The sequence below is a fragment of the Cupriavidus nantongensis genome (assembly GCF_001598055.1).
Classification (GTDB): domain Bacteria; phylum Pseudomonadota; class Gammaproteobacteria; order Burkholderiales; family Burkholderiaceae; genus Cupriavidus; species Cupriavidus nantongensis.
In genome coordinates this window covers 2,936,849-2,956,642 of record NZ_CP014844.1, presented here as the reverse complement: position 1 = coordinate 2,956,642, position 19,794 = coordinate 2,936,849, and the positions used below count along the sequence as shown (strand labels likewise).

At 62.2% G+C, this 19,794-nt stretch carries 22 protein-coding genes and 1 pseudogene; 11 read left to right on the top strand and 12 right to left on the bottom strand.

The genetic code is table 11. From position 1 onward, the window contains the following. The first annotated feature begins 49 nt into the window (after nt 1–49). The gene (gene yczE / locus A2G96_RS13645) at nt 50–721 is read left to right on the top strand and encodes a membrane protein YczE (protein ID WP_062800023.1); all 672 of its coding nucleotides are present in this window, start codon (nt 50–52) and stop codon (nt 719–721) included. Between the two features lie 117 nt (nt 722–838). Here the strand turns inward: yczE and A2G96_RS13640 are convergent, their stop codons facing one another. Both A2G96_RS13640 and A2G96_RS13635 read right to left on the bottom strand, forming a co-directional pair. Next, nucleotides 839–1,699 carry a DMT family transporter gene (locus A2G96_RS13640; RefSeq protein WP_062800020.1) on the bottom strand — a complete coding sequence of 287 codons (861 nt, stop codon included), beginning with the start codon at nt 1,697–1,699 and terminating at the stop codon, nt 839–841. Further along, complete coding sequence (locus A2G96_RS13635) at nt 1,699–2,583, bottom strand: MurR/RpiR family transcriptional regulator (protein WP_062800018.1); 885 nt, start codon at nt 2,581–2,583, stop codon at nt 1,699–1,701. The genes A2G96_RS13640 and A2G96_RS13635 overlap by 1 nt, the downstream gene beginning before the upstream one ends. Before the next feature lie 75 nt (nt 2,584–2,658). On the opposite strand from A2G96_RS13635, the gene A2G96_RS13630 reads away from it, so the two are divergent. Both A2G96_RS13630 and A2G96_RS13625 read left to right on the top strand, forming a co-directional pair. After that, nucleotides 2,659–3,555, top strand: coding sequence for an oxidoreductase (locus tag A2G96_RS13630; RefSeq protein ID WP_062802186.1), 897 nt, complete (start codon nt 2,659–2,661; stop codon nt 3,553–3,555). An 11-nt stretch (nt 3,556–3,566) separates the two neighbouring features. Next, nucleotides 3,567–4,289, top strand: a complete 723-nt coding sequence (locus A2G96_RS13625) for a sulfite exporter TauE/SafE family protein (RefSeq protein WP_062800016.1) — start codon at nt 3,567–3,569, stop codon at nt 4,287–4,289. 113 nt (nt 4,290–4,402) lie between these two features. Here A2G96_RS13625 and A2G96_RS13620 read toward each other — a convergent pair whose 3' ends face one another. Continuing rightward, nucleotides 4,403–5,305, bottom strand: coding sequence for an AraC family transcriptional regulator (locus A2G96_RS13620; protein WP_231909570.1), 903 nt, complete (start codon nt 5,303–5,305; stop codon nt 4,403–4,405). A 126-nt stretch (nt 5,306–5,431) separates the two neighbouring features. Between A2G96_RS13620 and A2G96_RS13615 the strand changes: the two genes are divergently transcribed. After that, complete coding sequence (locus A2G96_RS13615; RefSeq protein ID WP_062800013.1) at nt 5,432–6,193, top strand: SDR family NAD(P)-dependent oxidoreductase; 762 nt, start codon at nt 5,432–5,434, stop codon at nt 6,191–6,193. 36 nt (nt 6,194–6,229) lie between these two features. On the opposite strand, the gene A2G96_RS13610 is transcribed toward A2G96_RS13615, so the two are convergent. From A2G96_RS13610 to A2G96_RS13600, 3 genes are all read right to left on the bottom strand, one after another. Next, nucleotides 6,230–6,853 (bottom strand): TetR/AcrR family transcriptional regulator, encoded by a 624-nt coding sequence (locus A2G96_RS13610; protein ID WP_082818964.1) that lies wholly within the window; start codon nt 6,851–6,853, stop codon nt 6,230–6,232. Then, entirely contained in the window at nt 6,850–7,815 is a 966-nt protein-coding gene (locus A2G96_RS13605; RefSeq protein WP_062800008.1) for an aldo/keto reductase, read from the bottom strand. The genes A2G96_RS13610 and A2G96_RS13605 overlap by 4 nt, the downstream gene beginning before the upstream one ends. Nucleotides 7,816–7,959: 144 nt before the next feature. Further along, entirely contained in the window at nt 7,960–8,865 is a 906-nt protein-coding gene (locus A2G96_RS13600) for a LysR substrate-binding domain-containing protein (protein ID WP_047783233.1), read from the bottom strand. Nucleotides 8,866–8,999: 134 nt separating this feature from the next. Here A2G96_RS13600 and phnD point away from each other — a divergent pair, with 134 nt between their 5' ends. The 6 genes and pseudogenes from phnD to A2G96_RS13570 all read left to right on the top strand — a co-directional run bounded on the left by phnD (nt 9,000) and on the right by A2G96_RS13570 (nt 14,168). Continuing rightward, the gene (gene phnD / locus A2G96_RS13595) at nt 9,000–9,854 is read left to right on the top strand and encodes a phosphonate ABC transporter substrate-binding protein (protein WP_062802184.1); all 855 of its coding nucleotides are present in this window, start codon (nt 9,000–9,002) and stop codon (nt 9,852–9,854) included. After that, the gene (phnC, locus tag A2G96_RS13590; protein WP_047783234.1) at nt 9,851–10,675 is read left to right on the top strand and encodes a phosphonate ABC transporter ATP-binding protein; all 825 of its coding nucleotides are present in this window, start codon (nt 9,851–9,853) and stop codon (nt 10,673–10,675) included. Before phnD ends, phnC begins: the two co-directional genes overlap by 4 nt. Nucleotides 10,676–10,691: 16 nt before the next feature. Then, nucleotides 10,692–11,518: pseudogene (gene phnE / locus A2G96_RS13585) on the top strand (phosphonate ABC transporter, permease protein PhnE). Nucleotides 11,519–11,605: 87 nt separating this feature from the next. After that, nucleotides 11,606–12,706 carry an iron-containing alcohol dehydrogenase PsrA gene (gene psrA / locus A2G96_RS13580; RefSeq protein WP_062800006.1) on the top strand — a complete coding sequence of 367 codons (1,101 nt, stop codon included), beginning with the start codon at nt 11,606–11,608 and terminating at the stop codon, nt 12,704–12,706. Between the two features lie 34 nt (nt 12,707–12,740). After that, on the top strand, nt 12,741–13,568 hold the full coding sequence (gene phnX / locus A2G96_RS13575) for a phosphonoacetaldehyde hydrolase (RefSeq protein ID WP_062800003.1): 828 nt from the start codon (nt 12,741–12,743) through the stop codon (nt 13,566–13,568). A gap of 30 nt (nt 13,569–13,598) precedes the next feature. Continuing rightward, nucleotides 13,599–14,168 (top strand): phosphonate degradation HD-domain oxygenase, encoded by a 570-nt coding sequence (locus A2G96_RS13570; RefSeq protein WP_062800001.1) that lies wholly within the window; start codon nt 13,599–13,601, stop codon nt 14,166–14,168. A gap of 103 nt (nt 14,169–14,271) precedes the next feature. Here A2G96_RS13570 and A2G96_RS32565 read toward each other — a convergent pair whose 3' ends face one another. Genes A2G96_RS32565 through A2G96_RS13555 form a run of 5 tightly spaced genes read right to left on the bottom strand, consistent with a single transcriptional unit; the run spans nt 14,272 to nt 17,524 of the window. Beyond that, nucleotides 14,272–14,526, bottom strand: a complete 255-nt coding sequence (locus A2G96_RS32565; RefSeq protein WP_197672294.1) for a siderophore-interacting protein — start codon at nt 14,524–14,526, stop codon at nt 14,272–14,274. Further along, nucleotides 14,523–14,684 carry a hypothetical protein gene (locus A2G96_RS34035; RefSeq protein WP_197672293.1) on the bottom strand — a complete coding sequence of 54 codons (162 nt, stop codon included), beginning with the start codon at nt 14,682–14,684 and terminating at the stop codon, nt 14,523–14,525. The genes A2G96_RS32565 and A2G96_RS34035 overlap by 4 nt, the downstream gene beginning before the upstream one ends. Continuing rightward, nucleotides 14,681–15,922 (bottom strand): arabinose transporter, encoded by a 1,242-nt coding sequence (locus A2G96_RS13565; protein ID WP_062799999.1) that lies wholly within the window; start codon nt 15,920–15,922, stop codon nt 14,681–14,683. Before A2G96_RS13565 ends, A2G96_RS34035 begins: the two co-directional genes overlap by 4 nt. Nucleotides 15,923–15,950: 28 nt before the next feature. After that, nucleotides 15,951–16,817: an SDR family oxidoreductase gene (locus A2G96_RS13560; RefSeq protein WP_062799997.1), complete on the bottom strand. Its 867-nt coding sequence runs from the start codon at nt 16,815–16,817 to the stop codon at nt 15,951–15,953. Nucleotides 16,818–16,864: 47 nt separating this feature from the next. Next, entirely contained in the window at nt 16,865–17,524 is a 660-nt protein-coding gene (locus A2G96_RS13555) for an O-methyltransferase (RefSeq protein WP_062799995.1), read from the bottom strand. A gap of 435 nt (nt 17,525–17,959) precedes the next feature. On the opposite strand from A2G96_RS13555, the gene A2G96_RS13550 reads away from it, so the two are divergent. Further along, nucleotides 17,960–18,631 (top strand): TetR/AcrR family transcriptional regulator, encoded by a 672-nt coding sequence (locus A2G96_RS13550; RefSeq protein WP_062799992.1) that lies wholly within the window; start codon nt 17,960–17,962, stop codon nt 18,629–18,631. A gap of 135 nt (nt 18,632–18,766) precedes the next feature. Here A2G96_RS13550 and A2G96_RS13545 read toward each other — a convergent pair whose 3' ends face one another. Further along, nucleotides 18,767–19,780, bottom strand: coding sequence for an alpha/beta hydrolase (locus tag A2G96_RS13545; protein WP_062799989.1), 1,014 nt, complete (start codon nt 19,778–19,780; stop codon nt 18,767–18,769). Nucleotides 19,781–19,794 lie beyond the last annotated feature (14 nt).

Genomic DNA, 19,794 nt, shown 5'->3' with positions numbered 1-19,794 from the left:
TCCATGATTGGCTATTTTTCACAATGCCAATTTTCGGCAATATGGCTACATGAAAAAAACAGTCCATCTCGTCCAACTCGGGCCTATTGAACAATTACGCGCCGGCAAGCTAATTCGACGGCTGGCGCAACTGATGCTCGGGCTGACCTTTTACGGCATTTCGATGGCAATGATGGTACGGGGCAATCTTGGACAAGCGCCGTGGGACGCGCTCCATCTTGGAATAACGGCGCATCTCCCTGTGAGCTTCGGCTGGGTTGTCGTCGGCCTTTCCTTCGTCGTGCTGTTGCTGTGGGTCCCTTTGCGCGAAATGCCGGGGCTTGGCACCCTCGCCAATGCCATCACCATCGGTGTGGTCGCGGGCCTTGCATTGCAGGTGCTGAAAACGCCCGAACTACTCTGGGGGCGTGCTGCACTCACTGTGGGCGGAGTCCTCTTGTGCGGCCTAGGTTCCGCACTCTATATCGGTGCGCAGTTGGGGCGAGGTCCTCGCGATGGCTTGATGACGGGCCTTCAGCGGGTGACTGGCCTATCGCTGAGATTGGTGCGCACTGGCTTGGAAATCGCGGTGCTGACCATCGGCCTCACGCTAGGCGGATTTGGACTTTTCGGTGTCGGTACCGTTCTGTTCGCTCTATGTATCGGCCCACTCACGCAAGCATTGCTGCCTTGGGTGCTCGTTCCTCTTGACGCTGTGACGGCGGTAGCCGAGGAACAGTAACGCTTATTTCTTGAGGGAATATCCGGCTTTCCGCAGAGGACAATGTAGTTGTCCGTAGGACTTTGTCGACCCATCAGTGAACTAATCCAGAGAACAAAATGGGGTCTGTCGATAAAATCAAGAACTAATCGCCGCGATCCCTGTTAATACGATCACCGCTCCAACTATGCGGCGCGCGAGATGACCCTCACGGAAGAGCCTGTACGCGAAAAGAGAGCCGATGATGATGGACGACTCACGCAGAGGGGCGACGAGCGCGAGCGGTGCCGTCAGCATGGCGGTGAGCACAAGGATGTAGGCCAGTGGAGAGAATACAGCCACGATGAGTATTGGCATCGCATCCGCACGGATAACGGCGTGAATGTGATGCCATCGTCGCAGTGCGCTTGGAGTCAGGATCAGGGTTTGCAGAAACAGTGTGCCAGCGTAGTAGCTCACAGGCGCCAAATGCAGCGACGTGACCGCGTAGCTGTCCCAGACGGTATAGCTTGCGATGGTGGCCCCCGTAGCACCTCCCCAAAACATCCCCTGGAGCGGGCGGCGGCTTCCGCTTCCAAACGGGTTGCCGGTAACGACGAGGATGCCTGAGACGACGAGGAGCGCGCCGAAAAGCGCGACGACGGAGAGCCGCTCCCCCAGAAGAAAAATCGCAAACAGCATCGTCAGCACCGGCCCTGTGCCGCGGGCGACCGGGTAAACCACCCCGAGTTCGGCACGATCGTAGCCAGCCTGCAAGGTCAGGGAATAGGCAATGTGCAATGCCGCCGAAACGGCCACTCCCGCCCCGAGCCGCCAATCGATCGCCCCTTGATCCTGAACCATAAGAACGAGGCCGATCGGGACCCACAGCAGTGTCGAAGCACAGCTATAAGCCCAGACGAACAGTAAAGTGTCTCCCCGCTTGTACTTCGAGGCCAGGTTCCACACCGCATGGGCTACCGCTGCGGCGAGAACCATTGCGATGGTGCCGGGCTGCATCAGGAAATGTCGGGCAGATCGATGCCCGCCCGCTCCGCCAAGCGGGTCCGCTCTTGATCGCGCAGCGCCAGGGATGCGACCAACGCATCGATAACGACAAGCTGAGCCAATCGACTTCCCGCAGCGGCCATCTGTGCCGGTAGCGGTGCGCCGCCGACAACAAGCGCGACGTCGGCGAGGGTCGCCAGGGGTGTGTCGTACTGATTGGTGACTGCGATCAGCGAGGCGCCAGCCGAGGAGGCCGCATCCGCGACGGCTAGCGTTGAAGACGTGCGGCCGGTCGAGCTGACCGCGATGACGACGTCTTCTGCGCCCAGGAGCCGTGCCGCGATCATGGCCGACAAATGATCCGTGATGCCCACGGTCATCACGCCGATCGTACGCAGACGGAAGACTGCATCGGCGGCAACCGTCGAGGAAGGTCCAGCACCGAACGCAAACACTTGGCGCGCGCGCTGGATCAAGCCGACGGCCTTATCCAGCGCAGAGAGTTTGATAGCCCCACCGAGCGCGGTCAGTGCATCGGTACCCGCACGAATGGATGTTTCGAGCACTGAGGCTGACGTCGCATCCGCGGCGAGTGCTTCAGGAGGCGCGAAGAACCGGGCTGTGCCGCGAGCACGCGCAATCTCGATCTTGAGTTCGGTGAATCCGGTGAACCCGAGCGCACGCGCGGCGCGGACCACCGTCGGCGGAGAAACGCCGGCACGGGCGGCAACCTGGGCGGTCGTGCTTGCTCCGACAAACAAAGGGTCGGTGAGCAGGAGATCGACAACTTTGGCCTCGCTTGCGGCGAGGTCGCCGCTTCGGGCTTGAATGCTGCCGATCCATTGCTGCAACCGTTGCTCGCCCTCTGAAATGCTATTACCAATTTCTTTTTTCATGTGTAATATATTACCTGCACCGCGTGAAGGGCACAACCATCACGCGGACAGATGCCGCTAAAGGAGGCCGCTTTCATGAATCCTGAAATCAACACTGGCGTCGCTGTCGTCGGTCCCGGTGCCATTGGCACCACGATCGCGGCGGCGCTACACGAGGTCGGCCGCACGCCGTTGCTGTGTGGACGTCGCCCCCGCGATCACCTGACCCTGCAAGATGGCGACCGCGTTATCACCGTACCGGGTCCGGTTCGGACGAATCCGACACAAATCGCTCGCACGGCTGATCTTGTCTTTTTGGCAGTCAAGGCAACACAAATCGAGGCGGCAGCAGAATGGCTCGCGGTGTTGGCCGGGCCGCAAACAGTGGTGTGCGTTTTGCAGAACGGAATCGAACAGTTGGACGGGGTTCGCCCGTACTCGCCACATGGGCAAATCGTTCCTGCCGTCGTGTGGTTCCCTGCGCAGGCGCAATCCGACGGCTCGGTACGCTTGCGTGGCGAAGCGCGCCTCAGTCTGCCGGACACGTCAGCTTCCCGCGTAGTGGCCGCAGCGCTGCAAGGCACACGGTGCGCCGTAGATTTGGCCGCGAACTTCAGCTCGCTGGCTTGGCGCAAGCTGATGCAGAACGCGGTGGCTGGCCTCATGGCACTCACGCACCGCCGCTCAGGCATGTTCGGTCGCGCCGATATCGCCAGACTTGCGCTGGCTTATCTGCAGGAATGCCTGGCCGTGGCACGTGCCGAGGGCGCTGAACTCGGCGACGAAGTGCCGCAAGAGATCCTCGACAAGTTCCGGGCGTCGCCAACAGACATGAGCACCTCCATCCTCACGGATCGAGAAGCTGGCCGACCGCTCGAATGGGATATCCGCAACGGCGTCATTGCGCGTCGCGGCCAGCTTCACGGCATTCCGACCCCGATCAGCGACATCCTGGTGCCGCTTCTTGCGGCTGCGAGCGATGGTCCCGGTTGACCCTAGAGCCGATGATCGCGCTGTTATTTCTCTTCTTTCTCGCCCTCGGTGCCGGCGTGCTCAGCGGCGTCGTCGGCACCGGCTCGTCGCTCATCATGCTGCCCGTCCTCGTCACGCTGTACGGGCCGCGGATCGCTGTACCTGTTATGGCGATTGCGTCCTTGTTCGGCAACATCGGGCGGGTGATTGCCTGGTGGCACGAGATCCGTTGGCGGCCGGTGTTTGCCTATTCGTTGGCGGGAGTTCCTGCGGCTGTGCTCGGGGCGCACACGCTGCTGACGATCTCTCCTGCCACTGTGGACGTGTTCCTGGCAGCTTTCTTCCTTGCGATGATCCCGCTGCGCCGCCTCATCAGGCGATCGAACCTCCATCTGAACCTCTGGCACATGAGTCTTGCCGGCGCGATTGTCGGCTTCCTGACAGGATTCGTGCTGTCCACCGGGCCGCTCAGCGTGCCGGTATTCACCGGGTACGGAATGAGTGGTGGTGCATTTCTCGGATCGGAGGCGGCAAGCGCTATCCTGCTCTACGCAGGCAAGCTGGGTACGTTCGGAGTGTCGGGCGTACTTGTACCGTCGGTCATCGCACGTGGACTTGCCATCGGCATCGCATTGCTTGCCGGTTCGATGATTGCGAAACGTCTCGTCCAGCGGCTCCAGATGCACACGTTCGAGCTTCTCATTGATGTGGTTCTCGTCGCCGGGGCGGCAGGAATGATCCTCTCCCTAAAATGACATGGCACGCCGGGGCTGCCAGTCCGCTTCCGCTCGCGACCCAGGAGGGCGGCAAATCTCGTTCTCCACGGACGTGTAGGAAAGCTATTTGGCTTCGTGCTTTTGCCACACCATTACGCCAACTCCACAGCCCCAGTATTCGCATCCTGCTTCGGCGACCGTCCAAACATGCGCGCGTACTCCCGGCTGAACTGCGAAGGGCTCTCGTAGCCCGTTGCATACGCGGCAGATTCGACCTTGGTTCGCTGCGTCAGGATCATGCGCCGCGCTTCCAGCAAGCGAAGTTGCTTCTGATATTGGATGGGGGTCATTGATGTGACCGCCTTGAACTGGCGATGGAAGGCCGACGGGCTGAGGCCGGCCTCGGCAGCGAGATCGGCGATGCGAAGAGGCTCGGTGAATCGCTCGCGCAGCCGGCCTATCGTGCGTGTGATCTGATCCCAGCGATCGTGCCCCAGGGCCATACCGACAATCCGGCCTCCCATAGGGCCGACAAGCAGCCAATAGCTCAGTTCCCGAATCAGCAGTGGGGCGAGAATCGGAATGGCTTCGGGCCGATCGAGCAACTGCACCATGCGCAACACGCAATCCGTTATTGGCGGATCCATCTTGATGACGGCCGCGCCTCCACGACCGGGCTCATTCTCTGTCGCTGGTGGCAACGTCAATTGTTTCAGCACGTCACGGAGCACCACAGGAGAAAACTCGACGACCGCGGCAAGAAACGGGGCATTCGGGCTGGCGTCGAAAACTCGCCCCACCGAAGGCATCTCGATGGTGACCACGAGCGCTTCCCCAGCGTGGTAGGTATGGCGCTCGTCGCCAAAGCTGGTCCATTTCGCGCCTTGCGCGACGACGCAGAGCGCTGGCCGAGAAATGATGGGGTTCGGCGGCTTCTCGTGATCCGAGCGCAAGAGCAACAGCCCATCTATTGCCGTTTCCCAGAAAGGGCTACCGGGATGAGCTTCGGTGTAGGCCGCGATGGCCCGGGCTAGATCGCGCATCTTTCCGCTCAAGTTCATATCCTTTGCTTCAGGGCAGGAGGCAGGAATAGGCATGAATTTGGCATTTTTATGCCTTCAATATTCTTCATGTAGGCAGCATAGTGCAAATACTACGAAATCGAGCATAAGGAGCCCAACATGACCGACCTAATCAAAATCGCCCTCGTCACGGGCGGCAGCCGTGGCCTTGGCCGCAATACCGCCGAAAACCTAGCCAAGCGTGGGTTCGACGTTATCCTCACTTATCGGAGCAACAAGGACGAGGCCGAACGCGTCGTCTCGCTCATCGAAGCGGCAGGTCGTCGCGCCATTGCCCTGCAACTCGATACAGGCAACAGCGCGTCGTTCGACAGCTTCATCAAAACACTTCAATCGGCGTTGGCCAAACTAGGCGCCGAAGGCATCGATGCACTCGTCAACAATGCCGGAAATTCGAGTGGCATGAGCTTCCTGAATGCGCAGGAGGATGAGTTCGATGCTCTCTACAGAATCCATGTGAAGGGTGTGTTTTTCCTCACTCAAAAGCTTGCGCCCCTGATCAAGGATGGAGGTCGCATCGTGAATGTCTCATCGGGCCTGACGCGGATCATCATGGCGAACCGCGCCGCCTACGCCACGATGAAGGCTGCTGTCGAAACGATGACCAGATATATGGCGTTCGAGCTGGGCGAGCGACGCATCGCCGTGAACTGCGTTGCGCCCGGGGCTATTGCAACCGATTTCAGCGGCGGTGTCGTGCGCGATAATCCTGATGTCGCCAAGGCTATTGCCGGAATGACCGCTCTTGGCCGACCAGGCCAGCCCGACGACATCGGGCCGATGATTGCCTCGCTGCTGTCGGAGGATCATCGCTGGGTGAACGCACAGAGGATCGAGGTTTCCGGCGGAATGCGAATCTGAGTTGCCAACGTCCATTACGACGGCAAGAAGCCCCGGCTAGGACGATTTTTCTTGGTTTGGTGCGATGCCCATCATGGCCATATCGACGATGTGTTCGATGAACGACCTGTCGATGGCATCGTGTCCAAGCAGGAGCCGGAAGTAGAGCGGGCCGTAGAGTGCGTCGATCAAGGCACTGGTGTCGATACCATCGCGAAGCTCTCCTGCTTTCTGTGCGGCCTGAAAGTATGCGCAGGCCACCGTCCGCCGAGGAATGAGCCAATTCTCACGGATGGCGTCGGCAAGCGCTGCATCAGTTTTCGCTACGGCGATAAGGTCGGTGATCGTCCTGCCGCCGGGTGTGGTCTGGAAGAATTTCGCGAGAGCCGTCATCTGAGCGATAACGGTGTCGCGAAACGGAAGGTTGTCAGGAGGCGTGATGAGCGGTTCGGCGGCAACAAGAAAGGCCTCCATGACGATGGCGGCCTTCTTGGGCCATCGTCGGTAGATCGCGGTCTTGCTCGTTTTGGCGCGTTCGGCGATCGCGTCGATCGTCACGGCCGCGTAGCCCCGTTCGTCAACGAGATCGATCGCCGCGCGCATGATGGCCGTATCGAGCGTCTCGTCACGAGGACGGCCCGTGGAGCGGTTAGAAGTCATTGGGAAACGGCTATCGCTCATCGAGTTCCGTAGCGTTCGCCCTGCACGAGGCCTGCGAGCGGGTTCAGCGCCGCCAAGGCCTCCGGCGGCAATTTCACGTGGGTGGCAGCCTCGTTCTCTACTACACGTTCAGGACGGGTGGTCCCTGGGATGACGACGATCGGGATGCCCAGCCGTTCACTCTGCTCGTACACCCATGCCAAGGCAATGATGGCCGGGCTAAGTTCCAGTTCACCTGCTACCAGTTGGATAGCGCGGACGATGGCCTCGTTGGCATCTCCCGCAGTGCCCGCAAAGCGCGCATTGCGGAAGCGGAAATCGCCCGGTTTTAGTGCTGAGCGATCTACGGTACCGGTCAAGAAGCCGCGACCCAGAGGTGCGAAGGCAACCAGTCCCACTCCAAGCTCTGCCATGACCGGTGCAATTGCTTCGGGATCACGGGTCCACAGGGAATACTCGCTCTCCATCACAGCGATCGGGTGTACCGCGCACGCACGTCGCAACTGCTCGCTGCTGAATTCGGAAACACCAAGATGGCGAACTTTGCCAGCCGCCACCAGCTCGGACATGGCGCCGATGGTCTCTTCAATCGGCACGTTTTCCGGTGGGCGATGGATGTAGTAGATGTCGATCTCGTCGATGCCGAGGCGTAGCAGCGACGCCTCGCAACATGCTTTGACATACGCCGCATCGCCCCGGATAACCTGGTTGTCGTGGCCGAGGCGCCTATCGATGCCGAACTTTGTGGCGATCGTGACGCGCTCTCTACGGTCATGCACTGCACGCCCTACGAGAACTTCGTTGTGCCCCAAGCCATAGACGTCAGCCGTATCAAGCAGCGTGACGCCTAAGTCTATCGCGCGGTGGATCGTTGCTATCGACCGCTCCCAACTTGCGGTCCCATAGGTTCCGCTCATGCCCATGCAGCCCAAGCCCATGGAACTGAGCACAAGCCCATCGCCCATTTTCGTCGCTGTAACCACCGCAATCTCCTATGACGAGTCTTCTCGTGGAGATATTAAACCATTTACGCTACTTCAAGTAGCGTAATGATGGGCTGTTCGCTGCAGCGTGGCGCCGCAATGGCTGACGACGTCGATCTAATGAGACCCGGGGGCACGCAGCAGTCATTGCCTCGGAGGAGGTCCGCCACGCTCTCGTACTGGTTTTCCTCGCAACTCCTGGACGACTTCGATGAACGAGTTCAGCAGCAGGCTTGAGCGCCGCTCCTTCAGGCAGTAGAGACAGGTCTCGATCCAGACCGGCTCGCCGGAGAAATGCACAAGGCGCAACTGTGGATCGGGGCTGTACTCGCCTTCTGAGACAGCTCCGATCCCGATGCCGCGGATGACGGCTTCTCGCAGTGCTTCGCGGCTACCGATCTCCATCGTGAAGGCAAGTCGCACCCCAGCGTTTTGCGCTGCCTGCTCCAAAGCGCGTCGGGTGACAGAGCCGCTTTCCCGTTGCAGCAGTCGTTCGCCTTCGAGCTCACGGATATCAATCTTGTCACGCGAGGCGAACGGATGCTTGGCATTCACGCACAGCGCGACCGCATCGCGCGCGTAGGGGATGACCTCATAGCCTTCCGCTTCATGGAAACGGGCCAATACAGCGAGGTCGACCGCGTACTCCTCCAGATCCTTGAAAACGCTGCCGGAGTTGCCGACCTTGATGGAAATCTTGATCAGCGGATAGCGCTTCAGGTAGGTATCCACCATCTCGATGGCGTGGAAAGGACTCACAGCGCCCAGCTTGAGGTGACCTGCATTCAACTGACCGCTGTCATGCAGCATGCTGGCAGCCTCGACTTCCAAGGCACTCAATTTTCGTGCGATTGGCAGCAGCCGTAGACCTACATCGGTCAATTCGATGCGGTGGCCCCTGCGGATGAACAGTTGGACGCCGTGCTGCTTCTCCAGCCCTTGAACCTGCGTCGTTAAGGTGGGTTGGCTGACTCCCAGCAGACGCGCTGCTGCACTGAAGCTGCCGCACTGCGCGACGGCAAGGAAGGCGCGGATCTTGGTCGTGGACATCTATAGATTTTATATATAGTTAATTGGCGAAAATTTCTAGAAATTTATATGAAGGTGTAACACGTCGTCCATAGCATGGCTACATCTTCATGACTCAAGAGAGATTCTTCATGCGTTCACGCACCTTCGCCCCCATGCGCCGCGCCCTTTTCGGGCTGCTGCTTCCGCTGATCACCCTGCCTGCGCTGGCGGAAACGCCTAGGACGCTCACCATCGGCCTAGTCCCCAATGAAGACTCCCAGGCCATGATGGAAAACAGTCGCTTGGTCATCGACAGCCTCCAAAAGCAGTTGGGGATACCGGTCAAGGCCTTCGTCGCAACGGACTTCAGTGGCGTGATCGAGGCCATGCGCTCCAAGAAGCTGGATGTCGGCTACCTGGGGCCGTTTTCCTATGTCTTGGCCCACCAGGTGGCGGGAGCGGAGGCTTTCGCGGTGGGCGTACCCAAGAAAACCGGGCAGAGCGCGTACAAGAGCGTCATCATCACGCGCAGCGACAGCGGTGCGACCAGCCTCGACGCGCTCAAGGGAAAGAGTTTCGCCTTCGTCGATCCGGTTTCGACCTCGGGCCATATGTTCCCCAAGGCCGGCCTTCTCAAGGCGGGCGTCGACCCTGACCGCTACTTCGGTCGGGTGATCTTCTCCGGCTCGCACGATGCAAGCATCCTCGCGGTCGCAAACAAAAAGGTGGATGCCGCCGCCGTGGCTGACCGCATTCTGCAGTCGGCCATCGCCAAGGGACAGGTCAAGCCGGATGAGTTGCGCATCGTCTGGTCTTCCGCACCCATTCCTGAATCTCCCATGGCCTGGCGCAAGGATCTCGATCCGGCGCTGAAGGAAAAGGTCGCCAGGGCGTTTGCCAATGTCAAGGATCTGCCTTGGGGCGACCAAGGTGTGCTCGACGGCTTCCAGCCGACCAACGATGCCGCCTACGACGTCATCCGCGATACGGCCAAGACACTCGATATCGACTTGCGGAGCATGAAATGATCAGTGCCCGGCAACTGGCCAAGCGTTACGGCAGCAATACCGTCTTGCAGGGCATCGACTTCGAAGCCGCAGCGGGGGAGTTCGTTGTCATTCTGGGGCAGTCCGGGGCTGGCAAGTCCACGCTTTTGCGGTGCATGAACCGGCTACTGGTGGCTGACGGCGGAGAACTTCACATAGACGGCATCGACGCCATGCGTTGTCGGGACCCTCGGCTGCTGCGGCGCAAGGTGGCGATGATCTTCCAGCACCACCATGTGGTGCCGCGCCTGACGGCGCTCAAGAATGTGCTGACCGGCCGGCTTGGATCGACCTCCGTGCTGGGCTCCTGTCTGCATCTGTACCGGCGGCACGATATCGCGCTGGCGCACGAGTGCCTTGCCCGTGTGGGCCTGGCGCATAAAGCGCATGAGCGCACGGATGCCTTATCCGGGGGGCAGATGCAGCGCGTGGGCATTGCGCGTGCGCTGGCGCAGCAGCCGCGCGTGATATTGGCCGACGAACCCGTGGCGAGTCTCGATCCACGTACTGCGCGCACGGTGCTTCAGTATTTGCGAGATGCCTCGCGCGAATTGGGCATCACGGTGGTGTGCAACCTGCACCAGGTGGACTATGCCCGTGAGTTCGGTGATCGCATCGTGGGCTTGGCGCGTGGCCGCGTGGTCTTCGACGACGACGCCCAGGCGCTCACCGATGCCGATATCGACCGCATCTACGAGCAGCCGGCACAGGCTCCGGCAAAAGCGGAAACAAACAGTGCTACCGAAGCCACCATGTCGATCGTGACTTCGGCTGTGATCGCGGCCAAACCCGCGGCCCGTTGAGGAAAGGAACATGGCAATGACCGATGCAGACAGCCGATATCGCTGGACCGGCTATTCCCCCCGCGGCACGCGTGGCTGGGTGACGCTGACGATGAGTGCGCTGGCACTCGCATATGTACTCCACTGGAGCGCGCTGGGCGCACAGTTGAGCTGGGGTGAACTGGCCGCGGGCCTGCCGCAGATCGCTGACTTTGCCAGCCGCGCCCTCCCGCCGGACACGGGGGTGCTGGGGCGCCTCATGGCGCCGGCCCTGGAGACGGTGCAGATCGCCGTGTGGGGCACGCTTCTGGCCGTGCCGCCCGCCGTGGTGCTGTCGTTCCTGGCCGCGCGCAATCTGCAATCCAGGCGTTGGCTTTATCAGAGCACACGGCAGCTGCTCAACGGGGTCCGCAGCATCAACGAACTGATTCTGGCGTTGGTCTTTGTCTCGGCCGTTGGGCTGGGGCCGTTCCCCGGTGTACTGGCGCTGGCCGTGCATGGCGCGGGCATGCTGGGCAAGTTCTTCGCCGAAGCCATCGAGGAGATCGACCAGGGACCGCTGGAGGCACTGCGCGCCACGGGGGCGCGCCCGTTGCAGGTGATCGTCTATACGGCGTGCTGCCACAGGTACTGACGGCCTGGATTGCCGTGCTGCTCTACCGCTTCGAGGTCAACCTGCGTTCGGCGACCGTGCTGGGCATGGTCGGTGCTGGCGGGCTGGGCTTCGAGCTGGTGGGTAGCCTCAAGCTCTTCCGCTACCAGGAAACCGCGACCTGCATCCTGGTGATCATGGGCATGGTGATCGTGGCCGACATGATCTCCAGCCAGTTGCGCCACCGCATCCAGAACAGCGGCCGGCACTAGCCACCGCTTCCTTCATCCACCTTGCCATACCGGCGTGCCTCAGGGTCGCGCCGGCTTGGCCCTGCGCGTCGATTCTTCGTACTCCTTATGTCATCCACGCTCTGGAACTACCGAAATCCCGTGGCTGTCCACGCCGGCGCGGGATCGCTTGCCCAACTTTCGGAACGGGTGGGGGATCGCCGCACCCTTCTCGTGACTTTTCCCGAGGCGGGCCCCCTGGGGCTGCTGTCCCGGATCGAGCCACTGCTGGGCGACCGTCTCGTCGCCGTGGAATCCGATATCCGGCCCAACCCGGATGTGAGCTGGATCGCGCCCATGTACGAGCGCCTGTGGCGCGAACACGCCGACGCCGAGTGCATCGTGGCGTTGGGCGGCGGCAGTGCCATCGACTGCGCCAAGATCATGCTCGTGCGCACGGCAAATGGGCGCTTCGATGAGTTGATGGACATTCTGGAAGGTCGCGCCCCCGTCCCTCCTGAGGCCGGCCATCGTGCCCTCATTGCCGTTCCAACCACGGCAGGCACCGGCAGCGAGGTCACGCCGTGGGCCACGCTGTGGGACCAAGCCGGGGCACGCAAGCTGTCGTTGCATCTGCCTTGTACCTGGCCGCAAGCGGCCATCGTGGATGCCGCGCTCATGTGCAGCCTGCCCGCCGCGACGACGCTCGCCAGTGGGCTGGATGCGCTGTCCCATGCGCTGGAATCCATCTGGAACAAGCACCGAAACCCCGTCTCGGCGGCGCTGGCCATGAATGCGGCACGTGCCATTGTCCAGACACTCCCAGCGCTGATGCGGGAGCCGGCCCGCATTGATTTGCGCGAAGCCATGGCGACAGCGGCGCTCCAGGCTGGAATGGCGTTCTCCAATACCAAGACGGCGCTGGCCCATTCGCTCTCCTACGACGTCACGCTGGCTACCGGCACCGCACACGGTATCGCCTGCTCCTTCTGTCTTCCGAAGGTGATGGCATTGGCCTTTGGACATGACGCGGCCGTGGATTCGCAAATGTTGGCCGTGTTCGGCGCAAGCGATGCGCAGCAGGCGATATCAGTGCTAGAGGACTTTCTGCACTCCTTGGGCGTGAGCACCGATCCCGCCGACTACGGCATCGCCGCGTCCGAATGGCAGCAGCGCGTGCAAACGGCGCTTGCTGGTCCCCGTGGGCAGAACTTCATCGCAACGCCATAGACCGGTTCCCTTCACTTACCTGGAAAGAAAACCCATGCAACCCAACGAATCCCGCTTCAAACAACTGCAAGCCGTCATCTTCGACTGGTCCGGCACGCTGGTGGACTTCGGCTCCCTCGCGCCCACTCAGATTTTCGTGGATGCGTTCGCCAGCTTCGACATCCCTCTCAGCCTGGAGCAGGCGCGAGGCCCCATGGGCCTGTCCAAGAAGGCGCATATCCGCCAGTTGCTGGCCCAGCCGGAGATCGGCGCGCAATGGCAGATCCGCTTCGGCCGTGCCTGGGAAGAGGCAGACGTGTCGGCGCTCTACGAGCGTTTCATGCCGATGCAGATCGAGAAGGTTGGCGACTACTGCGCACCGATCGAAGGCGCCGCCGATGTGCTGGCGCTGCTGCACGGCGCAGGGGTGAAGGTGGGAGGCTGCACCGGCTATCCGCGCGAGGTGCTCGACGTACTGCTGCCCCTGGCCGCCGCCCAGGGCTTGGAGGCCGATCACGTCGTGGCGGGCGACGAACTGGCCGCGGGAGGCCGGCCAGGCCCCTGGATGGCCCTCGCCAACGTCCTGGCCCTGCGCATTGGCCGCGTCTCGGCGTGCATCAAGGTGGATGACACGGTGCCCGGCATCGAGGAAGGGCGCAATGCCGGCATGTGGTCCGTGGGCCTGAGCGTCTCGGGCAATGAGGTCGGCTTGAGCGCGTCGGCTTGGCAAGCGTTGGATGCCTCTCGCCAAACCGGGCTTCGGGCAGCGGCGGAAAAGCGCCTCTACGGCGCCGGTGCGCATTTCGTCATCGACACGGTGGCCGACCTTCCGGGCGTACTGGCCGAGATCGACCGCCGCCTCGCCATTGGCGAGCGCCCCTGATTTTTTCAATTGACCAAGGAGTCACGAAACATGGCTATTGAGCTGAACGACATCCACTCGCTGTTCGAGATTTATGGGCCGCGCTCGTACGGAAGCGAAGCCGTCACCCAGATGGAGCATGCGCTGCAGTCCGCCTACTTGGGCGAGCAGGAAGGCGCATCCAAGGAACTGGTGGTCGCGGCATTCCTGCATGACCTCGGGCACATGTTGGGGAGCAACAGGCGCGGGGATACAGAGACCACGCGGAAAAACGACGATCTCCACCAGTTCGTGGCGCTCCCGTTCCTGCGGCCGGTTTTTCCCAGTGCCGTTGTTGAGCCCATCGGGATGCACGTCGAGGCCAAGCGTTGCCTGTGTGCCATCGACCCTGCGTATCATGCGGGCTTAAGTCCGCAATCGGTACGCTCCCTCGAACAACAAGGCGGCATCCACACGCCGGAGCAGGCGGCAGAATTCCAGCAAAAGCCCTTCGCCGCCGATGCGCTGCGGCTACGCCGATGGGATGACCTCGCCAAAGTTCCGGGTGCGCCCACGCCGCCCTTCGAGCACTATTTCGCCATGGTGACGGAGCTGTACGGCAGACAGAGCACCGTGGCTTGAAAAAGAGCCGGGATATCCTATGCGCCGTGCTGGTTATCCTGCTCGGCGCACTGGCGATGAAGTCCTAACCTTGCCGTGATCATGTGGTATTCGGCACGCATACTCAGTAGTCGAGCCGATCATGCGCATCGGCCTTGCCGGCGATCCAGTAGCCTCCCGCCTTGAGGCAGGACTTCGGATGGCGACGTTCCTCAATGAGCCAGGACCGGATAGCGGGCCCAGCGTCGTGGACTGCAAAGTCGATGACAAGCGTTCTTGCTTGTTGATGGTACCTGCGGGGCGTGTAGTCGCGATGAACGGTATCTCCCGGCGCCGACGGCACGAACAGCTTGAGGTGATCGTCCGGCGACAGGCTCACGAATCCGAAAGATCATCACCAGCGAAGGTGATCCGCAGCATGCCCGGTGTCAGCCGTTCGACGGCGTTGACCTGCACGGTACGGACTTTGGATTCATGACGGATGCGCTCGGTGCGTGGTCCGGACGGCTGTTTGTCGAAGAAGGACAACAGTTTCACGGTGTTCTCCCAAGGCTGGCATGCGTAGTCGTTGCTGGTGTTCCGAAGGCCAACCGCAAGGCGATGATCAGCGCCAACGCGACGGTGATGGCCCCGGCCAGGTAGACCGAACCGATGCCCTGTACACCGGCCAGCGCCCCGGCCAGCGGGCTGGTCAGGCCCAGCGCGATGTCCATGAAGGCCACGTAGGCGCCCATCGCCAGGCTGCGGGTCTGTGGCGGGGCGCGGCGCACGGCTTCCACGCCGAAGCCGGGGTAGGCCAGTGAATAGCCCAGGCCGGTCAGCGCCGCGCCCACGTAGGCGAACGATGGCGTCTGGGCTCGCCAGATGAACAACTGCCCGACCACCTCGACGGCCACGCTCACGAGCGCCACCTTGGCGCCTCCCAGCTTGTCCGGCAGATGCCCGAAGAAAATGCGTGCGCCGATGAATGCCAACCCGAACGCGGTGAACGCCAGCGAGGCATTGCCCCACTGTCTCGCGGCAAAGAGCAGCGCGATGAACGCGGTGATCAGGCCAAAACCCACGCTCGACAGCGCCAGGCCCATGCCGGGCCATAGCACCGCGCCCAAGACCTTGTAGAACGGCGTTCGACGGCTTGCCGAAGGGGCGATGGCCCGCACCCGCGCGACCACGGCCAGGGCCAGCAACGGAATGACCCCCACAGCGCCGGCAACGCCGGCGAATCCCCACTGTGCATTCACCGCGACACCCAAGGGGGCCCCCAGCGCATAGGCACCGTAGATGGCGATGCCGACCCAGACCATCACCTTGCCGGCGTTCTGCGGCCCGACCAGCCCGAGGGCCCAACCCAGCGCTCCCGTGGCGATCAGGCTTTCGCCGAGCGCCAGCAGGATGCGGCCCAGTACCACGATCCATACAGACGTGGCCGGCGTCGCGACGAAGGCCAGTGAGGCCAGATAGGCCAGGCCGGAACTGGCGGCGAACAGGGTTCCGGTGATCACCGCACGCTTTGCGCCCCGCAGGTCGGCGAGGTTGCCGGCCCAGGGGCGGGACAGCAATGCCACGGCGAACTGCAAGCCGATGACCAGGCCGATGACCAACGTGCCCATGCCAAGGGTGTCGTGTAGATGCAGCGGCAGCACGGGCATCTGCATCCCGATGGTCAGAAAGCCGATGAATACCGCCAGGGTGATGGGCAGCATTGCCAGGAAGACGTGGCCACCGGGAGGAGACGCCATTGCCGGACCCGGCGCGGAGGATGGTTGTCGAGGCATGGGAAGCTCGGAAATGAAGTGCTGCGGATCAGCCGGCGTAATAGCCGGGCTGGTCCAGGTCGACGAGGAGGTTCGGGCCTTCGGGCTTCCAGCCGAGCCGCTCGCGCGTGCGGGCGCTGGACACGGCCATGTCGGCTCCGGCCATGCTGGCGAACCAGCCGAAGTGGTCGCGGCCACGCGATTCCACCGGAAGGTCCAGACGGCTGCCGATCGCCTCGGCGATCGCCTTGAAGGGAACGGCTTCATCGGCGACGGCGTGATAGACCGACTCGGTCACGCCTTGCTCCAGGGCCAGGCGATAGACACGCGCGGCATCGCGGCGGTACACGCCGGCCCAGCAGTTGGCGCCATCCTCCACGTAGGCGGACACACCTTTCTGGCGGGCCGTGCGGATGAGGATCGGCACGAAGCCGTGATCGCCCAGTCCGTGCACCGACGGCGCCAGGCGTACCGTGGCGGCGTGGACACCACGCGCCGCCGCCGCCCGGGCGGCTTCTTCCGACTTGCGGGGCGAGGCGGGGTTGGGCAGGTCGGCTTCGGTGGCCCCGCGCGGCAACCCGGACAGCCCCGAGGTGACGAGCAGCGGCCGGTCCGATCCTTGCAGCGCGCTGCCCAGCGCCTCGATCGCACGCCGATCCTGTTCGGCATTTTCGAGGAACTTGGAGAAATCATGGTTGAACGCAGTATGGATCACCGCATCGGCCGTCGATGCGGCCGAACGCAGCGTTTCCAGATCGTCCAGCGAGCCTTGGACGACGTTCGCACCCGCCGCAACGAGGGAAGCGGCCTTGTCGGCGGAGCGGGCCAAGCCGGTGACCTGATGACCGGCAGCGAGGAGGTCTTCGACCACGGCCGAGCCGACCCAGCCGGTGGCGCCTGTGACAAATACGTGCATTGCAAGAACTCCTATTGGGATGTTGGGAAGGAAATGACGGGCTTGCTTCAGCCCAGGCGGATCGACAGTTCCACGTCTTCGCCGAACGGGATGGACAGGTAGCCGTCGTCCGGGGAGCGCACGCGCGCCAGATACTCAGGGCTGAAGTCGGCGTTGTCGGCCACGACCAGTGCGCCGGGACGCAGGTGGGGTTCGACCAGGTCGAGGACTTCGCAGTAGATCGACTTGGCACCGTCGAGCAGCAGCAGGTCGACGGTTTCGGGAAGGTCGGTCGCCAGCGTCTTCAAGGCGTCGCCCTCGCGGATTTCGACCAGGTCGTCCACGCCGCCCTCGGCCAGATGCCGACGGGCCTTGGCGACCTTTGAGGGTTCAAATTCGCTGCTGATCACTCGACCGCCGCCGTTGTCGCGCAGCGCCGCCGCCAGGTGCAACGTCGACAGGCCGAACGAGGTGCCGAACTCGACGACGTTGCGGGCGTGGGTGCTGCGTGCCAACTGGTACAGCAGCACGCCGGTTTCCCGCGAGACGGGCAGCCACAGGTCCTTGGCCAGGCTGTAGAAGCGGGTGTATTCGGTTTTGCTGCCCATCAGCCGCGCGCGTTCGTCGCCGGAGAGTGCCGCCAGGGCCGGGCTGGTGGCTTGGTCGGCCTGTTCGAACAGGCTGTGCAGCAAGGGCGCCAGTGGGGCGCTGGTCAGTGTCGATGCCATGAGGGGGCCTTTCTTCTGTGGACGGAGGTGCTTTCGTGTGCTCTTAAAACGCGATCGTTTATTCGTATTGATGGCATAATATCACGAAATATTCGCATTGAAAATTCGCATACCAGTTCGCGTTTTCCGGGCCACCCTTCTGCGCCAGGTGGCATGCCTGGTGCCCGGAAAACGGTGCGTTTCCAGGTCTAATGGATGCCCCCAAGGTCTAGTGGGGTTTGAGATGCTCAGGTTTTTCGTCAGGAAAGCCCTACATCGCCAACGCAGCCGGCCGGCTCGCTCGGCTATGGTGTTCCATGTCCGTTGGCATCCGCTGTGCCGACTGCAGCACTCTTTCGCGTCCAGGGCGAGTGCTCATAAAGATCGGTGACGCAGGTTGAGCAAGAGGCTGACGTTGCGCTAGTATGTGAATGATTCATCGCATTTAAGGTGTCGATGGAATCGCTCGATTCTTTGTATAACGCCTTGCCATGCCCCATGACCACTCGCCGACGTCCCCAAATCGCTTCGCGCAAGCAGCCACAACAGGCACGCTCCACGGAACTGGTTGCTGCCATCCTTGAGGCAGCCACCCAAGTCTTGGCACAGGAAGGCGCGACCCGCTTCACCACGGCTCGGGTGGCAGAGAAGGCGGGGGTCAGCGTGGGATCGGTCTACCAGTACTTCCCCAACAAGGCGGCTATCCTGTTCCGCTTACAGACTGATGAGTGGATGCAGACAACCCGGATGCTGCGGGAGATTCTGGAGGACGCGGAGCGTTCGCACTTTGAGCGATTGCGAAGGCTTGTCCATGCCTTCCTGCAATCCGAATGCGAAGAGGCCGAGGTTCGGGGCGCACTCAACGACGCCGCGCCGCTCTACCGGGACAGCCCTGAGGCGAAAAAGGCCCAAGCCGAGGGCGACCGGATGATCGAAGTCTTCATCGCCGAAGTACTGCCGAACGCATCGGCATCGGTCCGTGCGCTGGCTGGCGATCTTGTCTTCACGACGCTCAGTGCGGTGGGGAACGATTTCTCCCGAACACGCCGAACCAAGGCGGAAATCAAGGCCTATGCCGATGCAATGGCCGATATGTTTTGTGCTTACTTTCAGGCTATCGGTAGATAGCAGGCCGAGTAAGTCGGTCCGGCATCGTTCATCGTTGATCCGAAAACAGTGCTGACAAGGGTTCGACAATGGCGATCACTGGAAGCGCGTGGCGTCCGTCACTCCGGCCTCCGGCCGCTCATCCGTTCGGGTTGTCTAGCGGTTCTGAAGGGAGACTTCGGGCACGAATTCTTTATCGAAGAAATCACGGATCGCTTGGTACGCGAGGAGCCGATTTTTCTCCAGCAGAACGAGATGCGTGGCTTCGCCAATCTCGACCCATTTGCGGTATGGCGCATTCCTCAGTTCGAGAAAGAAGGCCTGGGCGAGGTCGATGGGGACGTCGATATCCCACTCGCCGTGCACCAGCAGCACGGGAACCCGGATGTCCGACGGGTCGTAATACTGGCGGCCGGCGCGCCAATAGTCGCGGATGTCCTGGATCGGCCCGTTGCTCGCACGGATCAAATCGGGTGTGCGTTCCTGGCTCCACGGATCTTCGGCCAGGGTGAAGTCCGCCCACTGCTCGAACCAGCCATCCGGTACCAAGGTGGCGCGCCCATGCTCGGGCGCGGTGCTCAGCCACCGCGCCTTGGCTTCCCGTACAGGCACCAAGCGATAGGCGCTCAGCGGGCCGCCGGCATCGATCGGGATCGGCTTGTCGCTCAGCCATTGAGGCGCGAGCAGCGAAAGCTTCTCGACCTTGTCCTCGTTGCGGCTCGTATAGGCGCCCGCCACGGTGCCGCCCCAGGACATGCCGAACACGCAGACGCGCGCCAGGCCACGAAGCGAGCGGACGTGATCCACCACCACGCCCAGGTCGTGGATGCCGGTATCGGTCCCGACCATGGGAGCGGAATCGCCCGCGGGCGACTCCATCTCCGGCGGTCGTGACGAATGCCCGTAGCCCCGGACATCCATAGCGTGGACGTCGTAGCCCGCCGCCGCCAGGAAATCCAGGAAGGACATGCCGTTGAACGGCACATCGTAAAGACTGCCCGATGAGAACGTCGCACCGTGAATCATCACGATGGTGCGGTCTGCGCGAAAGTCCGTCATCGAGGCGGGACGCTTGTTGCGCACGTGAATCTCGATGCCCGTGTCGCCGGTCGGCACGCGGTATTGCTCGAAAACGGGCTCTGTGCCGCCGGATGCGTATTTGCTGGTCATGATGCGTGTCCTGA